This window comes from Streptomyces sp. CoH27 (genome assembly GCF_020181035.1).
Taxonomy (GTDB): Bacteria; Actinomycetota; Actinomycetes; order Streptomycetales; family Streptomycetaceae; genus Streptomyces; species Streptomyces camelliae.
The window spans coordinates 38,591-58,193 of the sequence record NZ_JAIQYY010000004.1; the positions used below are offsets into that span (position 1 = coordinate 38,591).

General features: G+C 72.2%; 16 protein-coding genes and 1 pseudogene. 16 read left to right on the top strand and 1 reads right to left on the bottom strand.

The genetic code is table 11. The features are described 5' to 3' along the window. Nucleotides 1-123: 123 nt before the first annotated feature. The 12 genes from LE548_RS07180 (at nt 124) to LE548_RS07235 (ending at nt 15,815) form a co-directional block, all read left to right on the top strand. Entirely contained in the window at nt 124-591 is a 468-nt protein-coding gene (locus tag LE548_RS07180; RefSeq protein ID WP_225095814.1) for a hypothetical protein, read from the top strand. Then, the gene (locus tag LE548_RS07185) at nt 588-1,247 is read left to right on the top strand and encodes a hypothetical protein (protein WP_225095815.1); all 660 of its coding nucleotides are present in this window, start codon (nt 588-590) and stop codon (nt 1,245-1,247) included. Before LE548_RS07180 ends, LE548_RS07185 begins: the two co-directional genes overlap by 4 nt. Before the next feature lie 6 nt (nt 1,248-1,253). Beyond that, nucleotides 1,254-1,619, top strand: a complete 366-nt coding sequence (locus LE548_RS07190) for a hypothetical protein (protein ID WP_225095816.1) — start codon at nt 1,254-1,256, stop codon at nt 1,617-1,619. Continuing rightward, the gene (locus LE548_RS07195; protein WP_225095817.1) at nt 1,612-2,757 is read left to right on the top strand and encodes a hypothetical protein; all 1,146 of its coding nucleotides are present in this window, start codon (nt 1,612-1,614) and stop codon (nt 2,755-2,757) included. Before LE548_RS07190 ends, LE548_RS07195 begins: the two co-directional genes overlap by 8 nt. Nucleotides 2,758-2,767: 10 nt before the next feature. After that, nucleotides 2,768-3,280: a phage baseplate assembly protein V gene (locus LE548_RS07200; protein ID WP_225095818.1), complete on the top strand. Its 513-nt coding sequence runs from the start codon at nt 2,768-2,770 to the stop codon at nt 3,278-3,280. Between the two features lie 27 nt (nt 3,281-3,307). Beyond that, the gene (locus LE548_RS07205) at nt 3,308-3,640 is read left to right on the top strand and encodes a PAAR-like protein (RefSeq protein ID WP_225095819.1); all 333 of its coding nucleotides are present in this window, start codon (nt 3,308-3,310) and stop codon (nt 3,638-3,640) included. A 74-nt stretch (nt 3,641-3,714) separates the two neighbouring features. Continuing rightward, the gene (locus tag LE548_RS07210) at nt 3,715-4,110 is read left to right on the top strand and encodes a GPW/gp25 family protein (RefSeq protein ID WP_225096108.1); all 396 of its coding nucleotides are present in this window, start codon (nt 3,715-3,717) and stop codon (nt 4,108-4,110) included. After that, the gene (locus tag LE548_RS07215; protein WP_225095820.1) at nt 4,107-7,310 is read left to right on the top strand and encodes a putative baseplate assembly protein; all 3,204 of its coding nucleotides are present in this window, start codon (nt 4,107-4,109) and stop codon (nt 7,308-7,310) included. Before LE548_RS07210 ends, LE548_RS07215 begins: the two co-directional genes overlap by 4 nt. Further along, entirely contained in the window at nt 7,307-11,203 is a 3,897-nt protein-coding gene (locus LE548_RS07220; protein WP_225095821.1) for a putative baseplate assembly protein, read from the top strand. Before LE548_RS07215 ends, LE548_RS07220 begins: the two co-directional genes overlap by 4 nt. Beyond that, nucleotides 11,200-13,398, top strand: a complete 2,199-nt coding sequence (locus LE548_RS07225; protein ID WP_225095822.1) for a hypothetical protein — start codon at nt 11,200-11,202, stop codon at nt 13,396-13,398. The genes LE548_RS07220 and LE548_RS07225 overlap by 4 nt, the downstream gene beginning before the upstream one ends. A 78-nt stretch (nt 13,399-13,476) precedes the next feature. Next, nucleotides 13,477-14,958: a DUF6519 domain-containing protein gene (locus tag LE548_RS07230; protein WP_225096109.1), complete on the top strand. Its 1,482-nt coding sequence runs from the start codon at nt 13,477-13,479 to the stop codon at nt 14,956-14,958. Between the two features lie 11 nt (nt 14,959-14,969). Further along, a complete protein-coding gene (locus LE548_RS07235; protein WP_225095823.1) occupies nt 14,970-15,815 on the top strand; it encodes an N-acetylmuramoyl-L-alanine amidase in 846 nt (281 codons plus the stop codon). Nucleotides 15,816-16,453: 638 nt separating this feature from the next. On the opposite strand, the pseudogene LE548_RS46425 reads toward LE548_RS07235, so the two are convergent. Continuing rightward, nucleotides 16,454-16,555: pseudogene (locus LE548_RS46425) on the bottom strand (DNA-binding response regulator); the annotation flags it as partial. Between the two features lie 152 nt (nt 16,556-16,707). On the opposite strand from LE548_RS46425, the gene LE548_RS07245 reads away from it, so the two are divergent. The 4 genes from LE548_RS07245 to LE548_RS45355 are packed head-to-tail and all read left to right on the top strand — an operon-like array spanning nt 16,708 to nt 19,104. Continuing rightward, a complete protein-coding gene (locus LE548_RS07245; protein ID WP_225095824.1) occupies nt 16,708-17,439 on the top strand; it encodes a glycosyltransferase family 2 protein in 732 nt (243 codons plus the stop codon). Beyond that, complete coding sequence (locus LE548_RS07250) at nt 17,436-18,062, top strand: DUF2064 domain-containing protein (protein ID WP_225095825.1); 627 nt, start codon at nt 17,436-17,438, stop codon at nt 18,060-18,062. The genes LE548_RS07245 and LE548_RS07250 overlap by 4 nt, the downstream gene beginning before the upstream one ends. After that, the gene (locus LE548_RS07255) at nt 18,059-18,925 is read left to right on the top strand and encodes a bifunctional 2-polyprenyl-6-hydroxyphenol methylase/3-demethylubiquinol 3-O-methyltransferase UbiG (protein ID WP_225095826.1); all 867 of its coding nucleotides are present in this window, start codon (nt 18,059-18,061) and stop codon (nt 18,923-18,925) included. Before LE548_RS07250 ends, LE548_RS07255 begins: the two co-directional genes overlap by 4 nt. Nucleotides 18,926-18,972: 47 nt before the next feature. Then, nucleotides 18,973-19,104 carry a hypothetical protein gene (locus tag LE548_RS45355; RefSeq protein WP_263635823.1) on the top strand — a complete coding sequence of 44 codons (132 nt, stop codon included), beginning with the start codon at nt 18,973-18,975 and terminating at the stop codon, nt 19,102-19,104. The last annotated feature ends 499 nt before the right edge of the window (nt 19,105-19,603 follow it).

Genomic DNA, 19,603 nt, shown 5'->3' on the forward strand with positions numbered 1-19,603 from the left:
TCGAGGCTTGTTACCAGGAGAGTAATTCTGCGAGACGCATCATCGCGGGATGAAATTTCTGAATTCGCCCTCCGTCGAGGGCTGAGCGAAGTCCGTACTGAATGGGTTGACCCTCGGGCTGAGTTGCAGCGTAAAACAACATTCTCGGGGGCCTCGGACCTGGAGCTTTGGTATATCGAGGACGCCCTCGCGGACTGCCGCTATGTTCAGGCTTCGAGTGCGAATTTGGCGTCTGCAGTGGAGTTGCTGCGTGGAGTCGAGAGTGAAATTCACCCCTTGAGCCGGGCGGATCTCATTCGTGCAGTTGATGATGCCAATGACCCCGTCTCTCTGGGGGTGGCCCTCATGAGACTCGGTGCCAGTGCACCCGTAGAATTCGATGAAGAAATTCACGAGGTGATTAGCGGGCAATTCTACAGTGAATATGACGTGGTTCGTGATATGGCCGTCTGGGCGGCTACCTACGCGCCGTATGGTCAGTATCGTCCTGACCTTGAGGAACTCTGCGAGAACGACGAGAGTGAGAAAATCAGAAATCGCGCTCGGGCGGTGCTCCCAATTTTCACTCGGATCGAAGGTGGGGCAGGGTGACCAGCTACGCCGACATACCCAAACCCATCCGCTCCGGCTTGGTCATCGTCGACCCCCTACGCGGAACCCCCAATGACATCATCGTCCTCCAGTTCAACCCCGACAGCCTGGAGCGCAGTATCGCCCCCCAGGCCGCCGGGGCTGACAACTCGTCCGGTGATCGGACGGAGGCGTTGCGGCTCAAGGGGCCGGCCGTCGAGACGTGGAAGCTGACCGCTGACATCGACGCGACCGATCAGCTGGATGTCGCCGCGCCGAACGGGATTCATCCGCAGCTCGCCGTGCTGGAGATGCTGGTGAGCCCGTCGTCGGCGAGCCTGCGGCAGCTCGAAGCGCTGGCGGCCCGCGGCACCTTGGAAATCACCCCCGTCGAGGCGCCGCTGACGCTCTTCACCTGGGGCAACAAGCGCGTCGTACCGGTCAGGCTCACCGAGTTCTCGATCACCGAGGAGGCGTTCGACGTCGACCTCAATCCGATCAGGGCTCAAGTGGCCATCACTCTACGGGTGCTGACGGTCAGTGATCTGCCGGTCACCAACCGGGGGTACGAGCTCTACCTCGCGTACCTGGCGCAGAAGGAGCGGCTGGCGGGTCCCGCCGCGACCCGGCGGTTCAGCGCGCTGGGGCTGAGCGGAAGCGGACTGGGAGGGATCTGATCAACCATGGCGTCACTGGAGAATCCGCTGGACGCGGTCGCGCTCACCCAGGCGACCACCTCCTACCCGCGATCGAGCCGCTACTACGGCCTGGGCACCGCCCGGTTCACGGAACCGGACGGCCATCAGGTCACCTACCTGCGTCGTCGCCTCCTGCCCGACCCGCAGAGCATGGCGGACCTGGCCACCCACACCGTCAGCACCGGCGACCGCCCCGACCTCCTCGCCGCCCGCTACCTGGGCAACGCCGAGCAGTGGTGGCGGATCGCGGACGCCAACCTGGTCCTGGACCCACGGGAGTTGACCAGCGAGCCGGGACGGCGGATCCGGATCACCCTGCCCAGCGGCGTGCCTGGAGGGGTGAATGGCTGAGAACGGTCCGATCACGACCGGGCCGATCCATCTGACGCTGATGATGGGCCCGCAGCTGGCCGTACCCGTCGCGCAGGAGGTCGCGGACTCGCTCCTCTCCGTGCAGGTGACGGTGGCGTCGGGACAGCGCAGCGGCTTCCAGCTGGCGTTCGACCTGGCGAAGGACAGCCTGATCAGCCGCAGTCTGCTGCCGGGCGGCTCCTTCGATCCCAAGACACGCGTCATCATCACGATCACGGTCCAGGGCACCCCCACCGTGCTGATGGACGGTGTCATCATTCGCCAGGAAGTCGGCATCAGCAACCAGCCGGGCCAGTCGACGCTCACGGTCACCGGCGAGGACCTGACCGTGCTGATGGACCTGGAGGAGCGCGCCGCCGTCCCGTACCCCGCGATGTCCCCGGCTGCACGCGTCCAGGCGATCATCGCCCAGTACGCCCAGTACGGGATCACCCCGCTGGTCGTCCCGGAGCTCATCCCGCAGACCCCTATGCCCACTCAGCGCGTGGACTTCCAGAAGGGCACCGATCTCGCCTACATCAACCAGCTGGCGCAGGCGAACGGTTACGCCTTCTTCCTCGACCCGGGGCCGGTCCCGGGGCAGAGCCGCGCCTACTGGGGACCGGAGGTCCGCCTCGGCGAGCCGCAGCACGCGCTGAACGTCAACATGGACGGGCTCTCCAACGTCGACCAGCTCACCTTCGCCTTCGACGGGACCGCGCGGGAGCAGCCCGAGGCGCGCATCCAGTTGCCCGCCACCCGCGTCTCGGCCATCCTGCCCGTACCCGAAGTGAGCATCCTGCGCCCGCCGTTGGCCCGGCGCCCGGCGCCCGCGCTGAAGAAGACCGTCATCGGGGACACCGCGAAGAAGGACAGCGGACAGGGCATCGCCGAAGCCCTCGCCAAGGCCGCGGAATCCGCCGACGCCGTCACCGGCTCCGGGCAGCTGGACGTAGTCCGGTACGGATACGTGCTCCGCGCCCGGGAACTGGTCGGCGTCCGCGGCGCCGGGATCACCTACGACGGCCGGTACTACGTGAAGTCCGTGACCCACAACCTGCAACGCGGCTCGTACACGCAGAACTTCACCCTTGCTCGCGAGGGGCTGATCGCACTGGAGCCCACGGTCGTCCCCTAGGAGACAGAGAATGGCTGCTGAACCCACCCGTTACCTCGGCAAGTACCGGGGCACCGTGGTGAGCAACGCCGACCCCATGCGCGTGGGCCGGCTCCAGGTCCAGGTCCCGGACGTGCTCGGCGACGTGACCTCGACCTGGGCCATGCCGTGCTTCCCGCTGGCCGGTCCCGGGATGGGGCAGTTCCATCTGCCGCCGGTGGACGCCGGTGTGTGGGTGGAGTTCGAGCAGGGCGACCCCAGCTACCCCATCTGGACGGGCTGTTGGTACGGCGGCTTCCACGAGGTGCCGGAAGACGCCATGACCACCGGCAACGACCCGAACGTGGTGCTCCAGACGCCCGGTCGGCGCCAGATCGTCCTCTCCGACGAGCCCGGCGGCAAGGGCATCACCCTCAAGCACCCCTCCGGCGCGTCGATCGTCATCGACGACACGGGGGTGCACATCAGCAACGGCCAGGGCGCGGTGATCTCCCTCGTGGGGCCGACCGTGACCATCAACAACGACGCGCTCAACATCACCTGAATTCCGACGGGGGAAGGCCAAGTTCACGTGTCCGGAAATCTTGTCACCATCAGCGCCACGGTGCTGTGCCCGCACGGCGGTCAGGCGAACGTCCTGCCCGCCCAGTCCCGGGTGCTCGTCGACGGCAGCCCGGCCGCCACCGAGGCCGACGTCTACACGGTGACCGGCTGCACCTTCACCGCCGGTGGAAAGGCCGACCCCTGCACGACGGTCCGCTGGACGGGGACCTCCGCGCGCATCCGCATCAACGGCTCGCCCGCCCTGCTGCAGGACTCGACGGCGCTCTGCCACACGGCCGAGGGCGCGACCCAGGGCCCGCCGAACGTCACCGTCGTACAGCAGCGGGTGGTGGGACGATGAGCCCGCGCAACCGCCGAACCGGGGCGGCGGGTGCGGTCGCCGCGGTGGGTTCCCGGGCCGAGCGCGTCATCCGGCTGCCCGCGCCGCAGCCGTACCCGCCCCGTACGGACATCGCTTTCCCCTTCCACGTCGACAGCCGCGGCCGTACCGCGGACAGCGACTACGACGGCCACGTCCGCGACATGATCGAGCAGTTGCTCTTCACCAGCCCGGGGGAGCGGGTGATGCGCCCCGACTTCGGCTGCGGGCTGCTCGACCTGGTCTTCGCGCCCAACAGCCCGGAGCTGGCCTCCGCGCTCCAGCTCTCCGTCCAGGCCGCCCTGCAGCGCTGGCTCGGCGACGTGATCGAGGTGGACGCGCTCGACGTGGTCAGCGAGGAGAACGTGGTGCGGGTGCACCTGGCCTATACCGTCCGGCGCACCGGGTCGCGACGGACCGACGTGTTCGAGGGGAGCGGGGTAGCCGCGTGAGCAGCACAGACTGCCGGACCGACCGGCGCCGCGGCGCGGTCCGTGCCGCGCACCTGCACGGCGTGGACGAGGTGGAGACGAGTGACGACGGCCGTACGCTCGTCGTCACCTTTCTCGGCAAGGCGCCGCATCATCTGACGCATCATCACATACGTGTCGAGGGCGGCCGCCGTATCAGGGACATCCGCGCCCTGGCGGTCGAGATCGTCCGCGAGGACGACCCCGAGCTCGACGACCGGATGTTCGTCACCCTGGACAAGGCGGGGGACGCCTCGCCCTACCGACTCCGCGTCGTCGAGACCGACGCCTTCGGCCGGCCGGGCACACAGCCGCGCCGCGGCTTCGATGTCCGGTACGCCGCCGCCGAGTTCACCTTCGACCAGGGCGGACCCAGCCCGTACGACTGCGCCGGGGACGAGGAGGACTGCGCCCCGCAGTACGCCCGCCACCCGGTCATCGACTACACCGCACGCGACTACGACAGCCTGCGACGGCTGATCCTGGACCGGATGAGCCTGACCGCCCCCGGCTGGGTCGAGCGCCACGCCCCCGACGTCGGCACGGCCCTGGTCGAGCTGCTGGCCTACACCGGCGACCAACTCTCCTACCACCAGGACGCGGTGGCCACCGAGGCATACCTCGCCACGGCCCGCCGCAGGGTCTCGGTCCGCCGTCACGTCCGCCTGATCGACTACGCGATGCACGACGGCTGCAACGCCCGCGCGTTCATGGTCCTCCAGACGGCCCGTCCATGCGCCCTGCCCAGGGGTGAGTTCCGCTTCGCCGCCATCGACGTGTCGCGCCTGGGACCGCAGGAGCGCCCGGACTTCGGCACGGTCATCGCCGACGAGGACCTGGACGCCCTCGCCGACCTCCCCGTCGGCCTGGAGATCTTCGAGCCGCTGAACCCGGGCTCCGACGTCCAACTCCGCCCCGAGCACAACGAGATCCGCTTCTGGACCTGGGGCGAGGAGGAATGCCTCCTGCCCAAGGGCACCACCGCCGCGACCCTCATGGACACCCCGCAGCGGGGCCTGAAGCTCAAACCCGGCGATCTGCTCGTCCTGGAGGAGGCCCTCGGCCCGCGCACCGGCACACCCGCCGGAGCGGACCCGACGCACCGCCAGGTGGTCCGGCTCACCTCGGTCGTCCCCGGCGAGGACGAGCTGTACGAGCAGCCGATCGTCGAAGTGGCCTGGAGCCAGGGAGACGCGCTGACCTTCCCACTGTGCCTGTCCGCGCGCGGCGGGCTCGACTGCGCCCTCATCACGGATGTCAGCGTCGCCCGCGGCAACGTCGTCCTGGTCGACCACGGCCGTTCGCTGACCTTCTGCGGCGGCGCCCCCGAGCGCTTCGCGGTCCCGCCCGCGCCCGCCGAACTCAAGCCCTGCGGCCCCACCGCCTTCGGCTGTTCCGACGAGCGCACCCAGGGCAGCCCCGCCGCCGAGGCCGTTCACGCCCTGCTCGAACAGACCCGCCACGGACGGCCACTGACACCTGATCAGGTACGCGGTCTGGCACCGCTCCTGGGCGCGGAAGCCGTCACCCGCGCAGGCATATCCGTCGTCCTCGCCCCCGGCACCACGGTCGAGGAACGCGTCCAGCCCTCCACCGCCGACGCCCAGGCCCAGGCCCTGGAGAGACTGCTCGCCCAGACCACCTACCCGGCGATCACCCCCCGCTTCCGCCCGGTCCTGCGCTACGCCCCCGTCACCCAGGCCACCCCCTACCCCGACCCCGCTCGCATCGCCGCGGGCCAGGCAGCCCGGCTGGCAGCCGTACCCACCCGCCTGAGCGAGCGGATCGAGGAGCTGTGGCGTCGCGCCGAGGAGGGTGAGCCGCCCACCGAGGGCGAGATCGACGAGCTGACCGTGGCCTTCGGCGCCCGTACGATCCAGCGCCTGCGCATCGAGGAGCACCCCAGCCGCGCCCTTCGGGAGCTCTACGACCGCCGGACCCGCCTCCTCGCCGGCAAGCTGCGCCGCCTGGAGGTGCTCACCGCCCGCGCCCACGCGGGCACGGTGCTCAACCGCTACGTGGCGTGGGAGATCGCCCAGAGCTGGGGCGAGCGCTACGCCGCCGAACTGGACCCCGGCGACCCCGTTCTCGCCGGACCGGCCGCCGACGGCCTGCGCCAGGACCCGCGCACCGCGCTGCCCGCCGTTCGCGCCCAGGCCGGCGACGGGGTGTGGACGGCCCGGCGCGACCTGCTCGCCGACGGCCCGCGCGGCCACCACATGGTCGGCGAGGTCGAGGACGACGGACGCCTGGCCCTGCGCTTCGGCGACGGCAAGCACGGCGCGCCGCCCCCGCCCGGCGCCACACTGGAGGTCGCCTACCGCGTCGGCAACGGCGCATCGGGCAACGTCGGCGCCGAGGCGATCAACCACCTCGTCCTCTGCCGCGGCAGCGACGACAGCGGCCGCGGCACGCGCTCGCGACGAGCCGCCTTCGAGGCGGTCTCGGCGGTCCGCAACCCGCTCCCCGCCGTCGGCGGCACCGAGCCCGAGGCGATCGAAGAGGTCCGCCGGCTCGCCCCGCTCGCCCCGCACCGCGAGCTCAGGCGCGCCATCACCCCCGGCGACTACGCGGCTCTGGCCGCCCGGGTCCCGGGCGTGCGCCGGGCCGCCGCCGAACTGCGCTGGACCGGCAGCGGCCAGGAGATGCACGTCGCCGTGGAGGCGGTGGAGCGCCCGAGGGCCGCCGTGGCGGGCGGCCCCGCAGGGGCCGTCGACTTCCCCGTGCCCGGCGAGGCACTGATGCGGGCTGTCGAGCACAGCCTGCTGCCCTACCGTCGCATCGGCCACGAGCTGGTGGTGCGCCCCGCGCTCCAGGTCCCGGTCGATCTCGCGCTGTCGGTCTGCGTGGACCCCGCCCATCAACTCGGCCATGTGCTCACCGAGTTGCGCCGGGTGCTGGGCAACCGCCGCCTCCCCGACGGCAGGCTCGGGTTCTTCCACCCGGACGCGCTGACCTTCGGCGATCCGGTCCGCGTCAGCCGCCTGGTCACCGCCGCCGCGGCGGTCCCCGGTGTGCTCAGCGCCAAGGTGACCCGCCTGCGGCGCCTCTTCCGCACCGACCAGGGCGAGTTGGCGGCCGGAGTCCTGCCAGTGGGCGCTCTTGAGGTCGCGGTGTGCGACAACGACCCCGCACGGCCCGAGAACGGCCGGCTCAGCATCGAGATCGGAGGCGGACGATGACCGGCACCCCGTGCAGCTGCGGTTGCGGTCGCGGCGGAGCCGACCCGGCGACGCCGGTCGAGGTGTTCAACCCGCCGGGCCTGGACGCGGTGCGCTACCGGGTGGGGGAGTACGGGCGCTTCGTCTCCGCGATGTTGGACCGGCTCTCCGACCCGGCCTACCCCGCCCTGCGGGGCCTCACCGTGCGCACACCGGACGACCCGGCGATCGCACTGGTCGACGCCGCGGCCGTGGTCGGCGACGTCCTCACCTTCTACTCGGAGCGGATCGCCAACGAGGGCTACCTGCGCACCGCCACCGAGGAGGGCTCGCTCGCCCTGCTCGGCGGCCTGGTCGGCCACAAGCCCCGTCCGGGCGTCGCCGCCGAGACCTATCTGGCGTACACCGTGGACCGCGATCCGCGCAGCGGCCAGGAGACCGCGGTCGTCGTCCCGCGCGGCACGCGCTCGCAGAGCGTCCCGGGCCAGGGCGAGGAGCCGCAGTCCTTCGAGACCGTCGAGGACCTCACGGCCCGCTGGTCCTGGAACGAGCTCCAGGTCCTCCAGCGGCGCCCCTACCAGCTGACGGCGGCCCGACTCGCCAAGCGGAGCAGCCTGTTCGCCGCAGGCACGACCAACAACATCAAACAGGGCGACCAACTGCTCTTCATCTTCAGCGCCGACCGCGCCGCCGACCGCAGCCAGCGCATCCTCCTCACGGTCCCCGGCGTCAACGTCGACCGGGACAGCGGCACCACGGTCATCGGCCTGCCGCAGGCCTCACTGCCCTCCCTCCAGGGAATCAAGACCGTACTCACCCGCTGGATCACCCCCGGCGGGGAGCACAACCCCAATCCCTGGCCCGAACACAGCCGCATCGTCAGCGACTTCGACGACCAGGTGCTGGCCCCGCTGCGCAGCGAACTGGACACCCTCGACACCCCGCCGAAGCTCGCCGACCGGCTGACGCAGATCCTCGCCCGGCTGCGCGAGGCCAAGGCCTACGGGCAGGACTACCGGGACGTCTCCGACTGGTTCGAGGCCCTCGACACCGAACTGACCCGGCTGCGCGCCCAGGCCCTCGCTCTGCAACCGCCGCAACCGGCCACAGCCGGGACCGGCGCGCGCACCGCCGCCGCATCACACGTGTCTGACGTCGCCTCACCTCCCGGAGCTCCCGGCAGCGAGCCGGGGGACTCTCCCGGCGAGGTGCACGATCCGGCCCTGGCCGGCCTGGGCCCGCTGCTCTCCGCCCTGCGCACCCCGGCGGCCGGCCTGCCCCCGGACGCCCGCTCGCTCCCGCGCGATCCGCAGCGCAGCTACGCCCCCGGCTCCGACCTCGGCACCCAACTGCTCACGGCGCTCGACCCGCGGCTGCGCGACGGCCTCTACTCCGCCTGGGGCAACGCCGACCTCGGCGCGCCCCTCGCACTGCTCGACGCGCAGGCCATGCGGGTCACCGCGACGCCCTTCGGCGCCACCGCCCCGCTCAAGCCGGTCTACGACACCACAGGCCGCGTCGAGAGCTACGCCGACTGGCCGCTCACCGGCTCCAAGCTCACCGGCATCCGCATCGACTACGACACGGACGGCACCACCCCCCACGGCATCGCGTTCAGCTACACCGAGGCCGGCGGATCGGTGAGCCTGAACTTCACGCTCCCCCAGGACGACGGCCCGCACGAATTCGGCCCCGGCCGGATCGAACTCGCCACCACCGGCGACGAGTCGGCGCTGCGCCGGGCCTTCGAGGCCGGTCAGGAACACGGTGTCACCGCGCGCCTGCAGGCCCACCTCCCGGAGCGCGACCTCTTCGTCTCCCGCCCCGGCGACGACGGCCGCATCCACGTCACCATCACCGCGACCGGCACCACCGACGAGGGTGACGGCAACGGCCCCAACCCGCCGCTGCCCGAGCCGCTCGACTTCCACCTCGCCCCCGGCGACCGACTGACGGTCCCGCAGGGCGCCTACCAGATCACGGTGGAGCGCTCCACCGGTGACGGCGCCACCTCCGTCGGGATCAGCCTCGCCTCCCAACTCGGCCTGACCTCACGCAATGTGCTCGCGCTCGACGCGGTCTACGAGGGCATCGCCCCCGGTAGCTGGATCGCCGTCGACCGCCCCCGCAAGGGCGTGACCAGCGGCGTCCCCGGTGATCCCGCGCTCTCCAGGGTCATCACCCGGGTGAGCGGCGTCCGCGTGCTCTCCCGCGCCGACTTCGGCATCACCGGCAAGGTCACCGAGCTGACCCTGGAGGACCCCTGGCTGGACGAGAAGGACACCCTGCTCTCGCACATCCGTGACACCAGCGTCTACGCCCGCGGCGAGAGCTTCCGGCTGGCCGACGAGCCGCTCACCGACGACGTGGGCGGCGACCTGATCGACCTGGCCCAGCTCCACCAAGGCCTGGCCCCCGGCCGCTGGATCGTCGTCTCCGGTGAGCGGACCGACATCCCCGGCACCCCGGGCGTGCACGGCAGCGAGCCGGCCATGGTCCTCCAGGCCGTCCAGTCCGTGGACCCGGCCCTGCCCGGCAACACGGTCCGCACCACCCTCATGCTCACCGCCCCGCTCGCCTACCGCTACAAGCGCTCCACGGTGAAGATCTACGGCAACGTGGTCCGCGCCACCCAGGGTGCCACCCGCGACGAACCGATCGGCAGCGGCGACGCGAGCCAGGCCGGCCAGAGCTTCGTCCTCTGGCAGGCCCCGCTCACCTGGCTGGCGGCCGACACCCCGGAAGGCGCGGCCAGCACCCTGCGCATCCGCGTCGACGGAGTCCTCTGGCACGAGGTGGACACCCTCGCCGCGGCCGGCCCGCACGACCGCGTCTACACCACGAGCACCACCGAGGACGGCCGGATCCGGGTCACCTTCGGCGACGGCGTCCACGGCTCCCGCCTGCCGGGCGGCCACGAGAACGTCAGGGCCACCTACCGCACCGGCATCGGCAGGTCCGCCAACCTCGCCGCCGAGAAGATCACCCAGCTGGCCACGCGCCCGCTCGGCGTGACCGGGGTGACCAACCCGCTGCCGGCCAGCGGCGGAGCCGACCCCGAAGGGACGGCGGGCAGCACCGACACCCGCACCCTCACCCGCGGCTTCACCCCGCGGCGCCGCCAGATCCCGCTGGCCGTCTCGGCCCTGGACCGCCTGGTCTCCGTCCCCGACTACGCGGACTTCACCCGGGCCCGGGCCGGCATCGGCCGCGCCACAGCCGCCCAACTCTTCGACGGACGGCGACAGTTGGTGCATGTCACGGTCGCCGGTGTGGACGACATCCCGATCGCCGCCGACTCCGGCCTGCTCACCGCCCTGCGCGCCTCGCTCGCCGAGTACGGGGATCTCCGGCTGCCGGTGCAGGTGGCGGTCCGCGAGAAGGTCCTGCTGCTCCTCGCCGCGCAGGTGACGGTCGGCCAGGACCACGACTGGGAACAGGTGGAGCCCGCCCTGCGCTCCGCCCTCCTCGCCCGCTTCGGCTTCGACGCGCGCGAACTCGCCCAGCCCGCCTACCTCTCCGAGGTACTGGCCACCGCCCACTTCGTCCCCGGCGTCGACCACATCGAGGTCACCGCCTTCACCGGGGTCCCGGGCGACCTCACCCCCCAAGGGCTTGAGCGGCTCGGCGACCGACTCACCGTCCCCCAGGACGTGGTGGCGGCGCAGCCCGCCCGCCACCGGATCGAACGCCACCGGGTGACCGACCCGGCGGGGGAGACCCTGACCGACATCGCGGCCCAGTACGGGATCTCCCTGGTCGAACTGCTCCGCCTCAACCCCGACCTCACCGGAACCCAGCCCCTGCTGCCGCCCCGCAGCGTGGTCGTCTTCCGCGGGATCCGCCCGGCGCAGCTCGCCGTGCTCTCCCCGGACCTGCCGGACACCCTGATCCTCAAGGAGGCCTCCGCATGAGCCGGGACCCCGACGGCCTGCTCGACCTGCTCCCGGACTGGTACCGCATCCGCGACGCCCGGTCCGGCGAGCCGCTGCGTGCCCTGCTCGCGGTCATCTCCGAGCAGATCGACCTGATCCGCACCTCCGTCGAGCAGAGTTACGACGACTGGTTCGTGGAGACCGCCGCCGACTGGGTCCTGCCCTACCTGGGGGACCTCGTCGGCTACCAGGTGCTTCCCGGGTACCAGGACATGCTGAGCACCGACCCCGGCCTGGCCGCCCGCCTCGCCCCGCGCCGCGACGTGGCCGACACGGTCGCGGACCGCCGCCGCAAGGGCACACTCGCCGTGCTGGAGGAGATCAGCGCCTCCACCGCCGACTGGCCGGCCCGCGCGGTGGAGTTCTCCCGGCTCCTGGCCACCACCCAGCCGGTGCGCCTCCTGCGGGCCGACGAGACGTCCGCCGACCGCCGCCGCCTGCGCCGTGGCCGCCTCGCCGACCTCCGCGACGGCGCCGCCCTCGACCTGCTGGGCAGCCCCTTCGAGACCTCGGCCCGCACCGCCGACGTCCGCCGCGCCGCCGCCACCCGCCGCCAGGGCGGAGTCACCCCGGCCGGCGTGGGCCTCTTCGTCTGGCGTCTCAAGCCGTACGCGATCTCCCGCGGCCCGGCCTACTGCCTCGACCGGGCCCGCAACCACTACACCTTCTCCATCCTCGGCAACGACACCCCGCTCGTCACCCTCCCCGAGCCGGAGCCCTCGGCGACGCACATCGCCACCTTCGACAACGTGCCCGGATACATAACGCGTCGTCAACTGGCCGACCGGCTCAGCGACTTCTACGGTCCGGGCAAGAGTTTCACCATCTGGCGCGACGACGACTTCACCCCCGTCCCGCTCTCCGACATCGTGGTGGCCGACCTCTCCGGCTGGCACTACCGGCCCAGGTACGGCCAGGTCGCCGTCGACCCCGAGCTCGGGCGGATCGCCTTCGGCGCCCGCTCGGCGCCCACGCGCGGCGTCTGGGCCAGCTATCACCACGCGTTCTCCGACGACATGGGCGGCGGCCAGTACCCGCGCGACCGCGTCACCCCGCCCGAGGCCGCCGTCTACCGGGTCGGCCCGGGCCGCCGTTTCGAGCGGATCACCGACGCCTACCAGCAGTGGCGCACCGACAAGTCCGAGGGCAGGGCCGGGGCCGAGGCGATCATCCAGATCACCCACAGCGGCGCCTACCAGGAGCAGCTGGACTTCGCCCTCGACCCCGAGGACCGCCTCGAACTGCGCGCCGCCGAGGGCACCCGCCCGGTGATCCGCCTGCTCGACTGGTACGGCAACCGCCCCGACGCCCTCAACATCCGCGGCACCGGCAGTGGTTCGAGGGAGGTCCCGGGCGGCCGTATGGTCCTCGACGGCCTTCTCATCACCGGCCGCGGCGTCAACGTCACCGGCCCACTGGGCGAGTTGGTCATCCGGCACTGCACCCTGGTGCCCGGCTGGTCACTCACCGACCGCTGTGCACCGCACTCACCCGAGGAGCCGAGCCTGGTCCTCGACCGCACCACGGCCTGCGTCCAGATCGAGCGGTCGATCCTCGGCACCATCCAGGTCGTCGGCGACGAGGTCGACGACGACCCGCTGCCGATCCACATCGCCGACAGCATCCTGGACGCCACCGCCTCCGGCCTGGAGGCGCTCTCCGCCCCCGACTGCCGCCACGCCCACGCCGTCCTGCACGCCTACCGCACCACCGTGATCGGTGAGGTGCACACGCACGCCGTCGACATCGCCGAGGACTGTGTCTTCACCGGCCGGATGAACGTCGCCCGCCGCTCGGTCGGCTGCCTCCGCTTCAGCTACGTGCCGCCCGGCTCGCGCACCCCGCGCCGCTACCGCTGCCAGCCGGACCTGGTCCGCGAGGCCGTCCAGGAACTCGTCGAGAGCGGCCGGCTGCCACAGGCGGACGCCCCGGCACGGGCCGCCGCCGAGAGCGACCGGGTCCGCCCGCGCTTCACCAGCCTCCGCTACGGCACCCCGGCCTACGCCCAACTCGCTCGCGGCTGCGCCCCGGAGATCGCCCGAGGCGCCGCCGACCGCTCCGAGCAGGGCGCCTTCCACGACCTCTTCCAGCCGCAGCGCACGGACAACCTCCGCGCCCGTCTGGCGGAATTCGCCCCGGCCGGCACCGACGCGGGCGTCTTCTTCGTGACCTGACGCCCGTCGGCCACCAGACGTGGACGCGGACGCAGACCCACCCATCGGCGCACCAGCACAAGAAAGTTGAAGGGGACCATGTACGGCGACTTCTCGCGCCTGACCCACCAGCCCGGAAAGCACTACTCCGCGGTGCTCGCCCAGCAGGGCCGTGTCCAACTGGACGCCGACGCCAACGAGCAGGCGGCGATCGAGCTGTTCCGCTCCCGCACCCTGGCCCGCGACCTGATCGGCACCGACGGCGGGCCCGGCAAGAGGCCCGGCGACCGGCCCGGCGAGGGCCCCGGCTTCGAGATCACCTACGTCAACGGCACCCACCCCGACCTCGCCATCGGCGCCGGCCGCTACTACGTCGACGGCATCCAGGTCGACGCGACGCGCCCCCAGCCGGCCCCGGCCGTCCCCAGCGGCGGCCCGCGGCCACTGGATGGCGACGGCGCGGACAGCGACGGCGTCATACCGTCCCCCACCTCCGCCACCTGGTCGTACTGGAACCAGCCCGACGCCTACCGCGACCCCGAGCTGCCGGGCGACAAACTCCCCACCTCCTTCCCCTTCCTGGCGTACCTGAAGGTCTGGGACCGCAGCGTCACCGCCGTCGAGGACCCCGAGATCCGTGAGGTCGCGCTCGGCGCCGCCATGCCCGACACGGCTGCCCGCGTCAAGACCGTCTGGCAGGTACTCACCCTCTCCGCCCAGGACCTGGAGGTCGGCGACGGCGGTGCCGCCACCGTGCGCGACGCCTTCTACCACTGGGTCGACGCCCAGCGCTCCACCGCCCTCCTGGCCGCCCGCGCCGAGCGGCCGGAGGGAGCGGCGGACGAGCCCTGCCTGGTCCGGCCCGACGCCCGCTACCGCGGCCCGGAGAACCAGCTCTACCGCATCGAGATCCACCAGGGCGGAACGGCCGAGCGGGGCGCGACCTTCAAGTGGTCGAGGGAGAACGGCAGCGTCACCTTCCCGATCGCCGAACTCGACGGCACCTGGGTCGCGCTGTCCACCCTCGGTGACGACGACAAGCTCACCCTGGACGTGGGCGACCGCGTCGAGGTCTGCGACTCCGCCTACCTCAGCCGCGGCGAGCCCGCCCCCCTGCTGCGCGTCGAGGAAATCGACCTTCCCGGCCGCCGGGTCCGCCTCTCCGCCGAGCCGCTCCCCGGCATCGGCGCACTGCCCGAGCGCCACCCCTTCCTGCGCCGCTGGGACCACGCCTCCACCGGGACCCCCGGCCACCGCCCGCGCACCGACGGCGGCGCCCTGCCCGTCGAAGAGGGCACCTGGCTGGAGCTGGAGGACGGCCTCCAGGTCTACTTCAACCCCGGCAGCTCCTACCGACCCGGCGACTTCTGGCTGGTCCCGACCCGCACCGTCACCGGCGCCGTCGAGTGGCCGGCCAACGCCGCCGGGGACCCCCTCCTGCGACACCCGCTCGGCATCGACGTCCACTACGCCCCGCTGGCCTGGATCACCGGCGAGAACTCCCACTCCGACCTCCGCCGCGTCTTCTACCCCCTGGCCACACCGCTCTCCGACCTGAACGCGGACGCCCAGGAGAGCTGAGGAGAACTGACGTGCCCCTCTGCCCCTTCGCCTCGGTCCGGCTGCTCGCCGGGCCGAAGCCGCCTTCGCCCCTCCAGCCGACCCAGATCATCGTCCACACGGCGAACGCGACCCTCTCCGCCGCGGACATCCGCTTCCGCCGGCCCGATGCCCGCGGCTGGAGCCATTTCGGTGTCTCCGCCACCGGGAAGATCACCCAGTGGCTGGACACGTCCACCCCCGCCGACTCCGCGTACCGCGCCAACCTCCGCTCCGACGGCACCGGCGCGGTGTCCATCACGACGGAGGGGCACGTCTCCGAGCCCTGGACGGACGCCCAGCTGGACGCCCTGATCCGCCTCCACTGGTGGCTGATGCGCACCCACCCCGCCATCGCCCACCGGGCCTGCCGTACGGCTGCCGACCCCGGCCTGGCCCACCACACTCTCCTCGGTTCGCCGAGCCCCTGGACTCCCATCCCCAAGTCCTGTCCGGGCCCTCGCCGCATCCAGCAGTGGGAGGACTCCCTCCTCCCGCGCGTCCTGGCCCCCTACGGCATCAGCGTCTCCGACATGCGCCCGCGCCACGAGCACGCGGAGGAGATCGTCCGGGAACTGTTGTCGGTGCCGGTCGCGTCCGCCTCCGCCCCGACCGCCGAAGAGACGCCCCTGACTCCGTCCTCGGACCAGATCTCGGCGATGCCGTCGAAGCCGCCGTCCCCCGCGGCCGATCCCGTACCCCAGCCCCGCGCGCAGGACTCCGCGACGTCGGCCCCGGCCCGCCAGCACCACCCCGTCCGCGAAGCCCTCCTGGACTTCTTCCTCCCCGACTCCGCGCCCCACGGCTCCAAACCGTCCCCACCTCCGGCGGAGGGGTGACAAGGACGCGGAGCCGCAGCGCGCGGGGTTGTCCTGACGGAGTCCGGCCGATACGAACAGGGACAATCCCGAGCGCAAGGTCCGGGTGAGCTTCCTCGGCTGATGCAGGTGCCGGAACCGTAGCGCCGAATTCCGGCCGCCCCCAATGCCCCTTGGCCCCTGCGGCCAAGGACTGCGTGATCTTCGGCGGCACCTCGGGAGGAGGCGGCGGCATGCTGAGGGCGAGCATGGAAGGCGGCCTCTCCGACACCACCCTGCTGCTGCGCCCGCCGTCGCTCCGCTCGGACCTGGTCGATCCGGGCACGGCGGCCCGCAACGCCGAGGACACACCGTGCGTGGGCGCGCCGATCGACGTGGCGACCAGCGCGACGCTGATGATGCAGACGGACCTGACCCTGCCCAGGAGCCTGCCGCTGCAATTCACCCGCACCGACCTCTCCCGCGTACACGGCGATCAGGAAGATGTCACGCAGCATGGTCCGCCCGGGATGGCGCAGGAAGAACTCCAGCAGGTCGAACTCCCTGATGGTCAGCGCCAGTTCGTTCCCTGCGCGGGTGGCCCGGCGAGCTGCGGGGTCCATGAGGTCCAGGACCATCAGGTCCGGTGGCTGTGCGGTCGCGCCGGCCACGGCGGAGGGACCGTCGGCGGCCACGTCGACGGCGAAGCCCGCCCGGGTCAGGTATCCGGCGACGACCTCGGAGACGGTCGGGTCGTCGTCCACGACCAGTACGCGTTTCACGGTGGCGAGTCTCGCACTGTCCCTCGTCTGCCCTCGTCTGTCGGCGCGTGTGACGGGGGACGTCAGAGGTCCGTAAGGAGTGCCGCCGACGTCAGAGATCCGTAAGGACAGCAAGTCCTTTATGTCCTTTTTTCGTTCGTAGGGTGAGTGGGGTGATCGAGACTCCCCCCTCTTCCTCTTCCCAGGTCGACGTGGTGCTGCCCTGTCTGAACGAGGCCGGGGCCCTGCCCTGGGTGCTCGACCGGATTCCGTCCGGCTGGCGCGCCATCGTCGTCGACAACGGCTCCACCGACGGTTCGGCGGACATCGCCCGCGCCCTCGGCGCCCACGTGGTGTCCGAGCCGGTGCGTGGCTTCGGCGCCGCCTGCCACGCCGGCCTGACCGCCGCCACGGCCGACGTCGTCTGCTTCTGCGACTGTGACGCCTCCCTCGACCCCGGCCTGCTGCCGAGCATCGCCGCACCTGTCCTCGACGGCACCGCAGACTTTGTGCTGGGCCGACGGCGCCCCACCACCCCCAAGGCATGGCCTCCGCACGCCCGCCTGGCCAACCTGGAGCCGGCCCGGCTCGTCCGCAGGCGCACCGGGGTACGCCTGCACGACCTCGGCCCGATGCGCGCCGCCCGCCGCGAGGCCCTGCTCGCCCTGGACCTGACCGACCGGCGCTCGGGCTACCCGCTCCAGATGGTGGTGCGCGGTGCCGACGCCAGCTGGCGGGTGACGGAGAGGGACGTGTCTTACCACCCGCGAACCGGCCGCTCTAAAGTCACCGGCACCTGGCGGGGCACCTGGCAGGCCGTGCAGGACATGCGTGCCGTGCTCGCCGAGGCGCCCGTCACCGTCCCCGAGGTCGTCGGCGCCGGCGTGCGAGGAGGCGAACGATGAGCGTCCGAACCCCGGTGACCCTGCTGGTGATCGCCAAGGAACCCGTGCCCGGCCGGGTCAAGACCCGGCTCACCCCGCCCTGCACACCGCAGGAGGCGGCCGCCCTCGCCGACACTCTCCACACCGTGCTCAAAGCCCCCGCACGCCGCCGCGTCCTCGCCCTCGACGGCACCCCCGGCCCGTGGCTGCCACCCGGCTACGACGTCGTAGCCCAGAGCTCCGGCGGCCTGGACGAGCGGATCGCCGCCGCCTTCGCGCACTGCGACGGACCGACACTCCTGGTCGGCATGGACACCCCGCACCTGACCGCCGACATGATCGCCGGCGTCGGCCGGGCCGGCCACGACGCCTGGTCCGGTCCGGCCGCGGACGGCGGCTTCCGGGTGCTGGGCCTTACCGATCCCGCCCGGGCCGGCGCCCTGGTCCGTGGGGTGCCGATGTCGACGGCCCGGACGGGCGCGATCCAGCGCGACCGCATGACCGAGGCAGGGCTGGCGGTGGCCGACCTGCCGGTACTGCGCGACGGGGACACCGCTGCCGACGCCGCCGAGGCCGCCGCCCGCTGTGCGCGGGGCTCCAGCTCCGCCGCCGTCCTCAACTCGCCGGCGGAGGTGGCCCGATGACCGGGACCGCAGTCGGCACGGACACGGCCGTGGCCGAGTGGCCGGACGCGGTCACGACCGAGCTCCGGTCGAAGCCCCCGACGGCAGGTGCAGCCGGGAAACACCTGCCGAGGCCCGCCGAGCCCGCCACGCCCGGGTCACCGGGCGCCCCGTGGACCGACGATCCCTACGCCCACGCTCTGCGCACCGGACGCGGCCCGCTGTTCCTGCGCCGCCTGTCACACTCTGATTACCCCGACGGCTTCGGCGAGGAGCACACGCTGCCGCTGGACGTGGAGCGTTGGTGTGCACCTGCCGACGGGGCGGACACCACCGTGCTGCGCCGATGTACGGGCTCCGTCCTGGATGTGGGGTGCGGACCGGGACGCCTGGTGGCCGCACTGGCCGCCCGTGGCGTACCGGCGCTGGGCGTGGACCTCAGCCGGGACGCCGTGCAGCGGACCCGGCGCAGTGGCGGTGCCGCCATCCGGCGGTCCGTCTTCGACCACCTCCCGGGCGAAGGCCGTTGGGGCACCGTACTGCTGCTGGACGGCAACATCGGCATCGGCGGCGATCCCGTCGCCCTGCTGCGCCGCCTGCGCCAACTGGCCGCCCCCGGCGGGCTCCTGCTGGCCGAGGCCGCCCCGCAGGACGTGGACGCGCGCCTCACCGTCCGCGTCGAGGACGCCCACGGTCACCACGGCCGGCCCTTCTCCTGGGCCAGACTGGGTACCACCGCGCTGCTGTACGCCGCACGCTCCGCCGGCTGGATCCAGACCGGCCGGTGGACGGCCGAGGGCCGCCCGTTCGTCGAACTGCGCCGCCCGCACGCGGAGCACCCCGACACACAGGCCCCGATCACCGAGAGCCGCCCTCCCTCATGACCGACAGCGCCTTGACGCGTTGGCCGGCTCCTCGGTCCGCCGAGCCCGTGCCCGACCACCCCGCCGCACCGGTGAACCGCCGCACCGCTCGTACGCTGACAGCGGTCACGGTGGTGCTGCTCGCCGCGCTCACCGCCGCAGTCGTCGCCACCCTCCGGGCCGGCGACAACCAGACTTGAACGTGCGGTGTGGAGGTGTCACCACGCGTCCGCCCGTCTGCGTGCCCATTCCCTGGTAGCCGGCGTCTGCCGGGATCTCCGTGAACGGACCCTCGGCCGGCGAGCACGACCGTTGTCCCTGCGGGGGCGGCGACGGTCGTGGGCCGGCCGGACCAGCCGTCCACCTCGAAGTTCTTCACGCCGATGCAGACCAGGACGGACTCGATCGCGTTGTGTCCTCGCGCTTGCCACAGGTGCGCGGCACCGGCCGGGACGGCGAAGGCGAAGAACCTCAAGGTGGCCGAAGCCTCGCGTTCGTCGACGAGAACGGACGTCGGCTTGGAGTCGCTCAGCGGTGGCGGTGGGGAGCCCAGGACTGTCCGGATCGTCTCGGGATCGGTCACCTCGGTGGACCAGTCGCGATCACTCATGGAATGCCCTCGCTGATGTGGGAGGCAGCACCTGATGCAGGTGCTGGCCGACTCGGCCCGCGCACCATCGCCGAGCTGCGCAGGGATCC

Bases quoted from the DNA above. Each gene is read 5' to 3' on its own strand.
- LE548_RS07190 (WP_225095816.1), top strand. From the start codon at position 1,254: ATGGCGTCACTGGAGAATCCGCTGGACGCGGTCGCGCTCACCCAGGCG.
- LE548_RS07195 (WP_225095817.1), top strand. From the start codon at position 1,612: ATGGCTGAGAACGGTCCGATCACGACCGGGCCGATCCATCTGACGCTG.
- LE548_RS07200 (WP_225095818.1), top strand. From the start codon at position 2,768: ATGGCTGCTGAACCCACCCGTTACCTCGGCAAGTACCGGGGCACCGTG.
- LE548_RS07220 (WP_225095821.1), top strand. From the start codon at position 7,307: ATGACCGGCACCCCGTGCAGCTGCGGTTGCGGTCGCGGCGGAGCCGAC.
- LE548_RS07225 (WP_225095822.1), top strand. From the start codon at position 11,200: ATGAGCCGGGACCCCGACGGCCTGCTCGACCTGCTCCCGGACTGGTAC.
- LE548_RS07230 (WP_225096109.1), top strand. From the start codon at position 13,477: ATGTACGGCGACTTCTCGCGCCTGACCCACCAGCCCGGAAAGCACTAC.
- LE548_RS07250 (WP_225095825.1), top strand. From the start codon at position 17,436: ATGAGCGTCCGAACCCCGGTGACCCTGCTGGTGATCGCCAAGGAACCC.
- LE548_RS07255 (WP_225095826.1), top strand. From the start codon at position 18,059: ATGACCGGGACCGCAGTCGGCACGGACACGGCCGTGGCCGAGTGGCCG.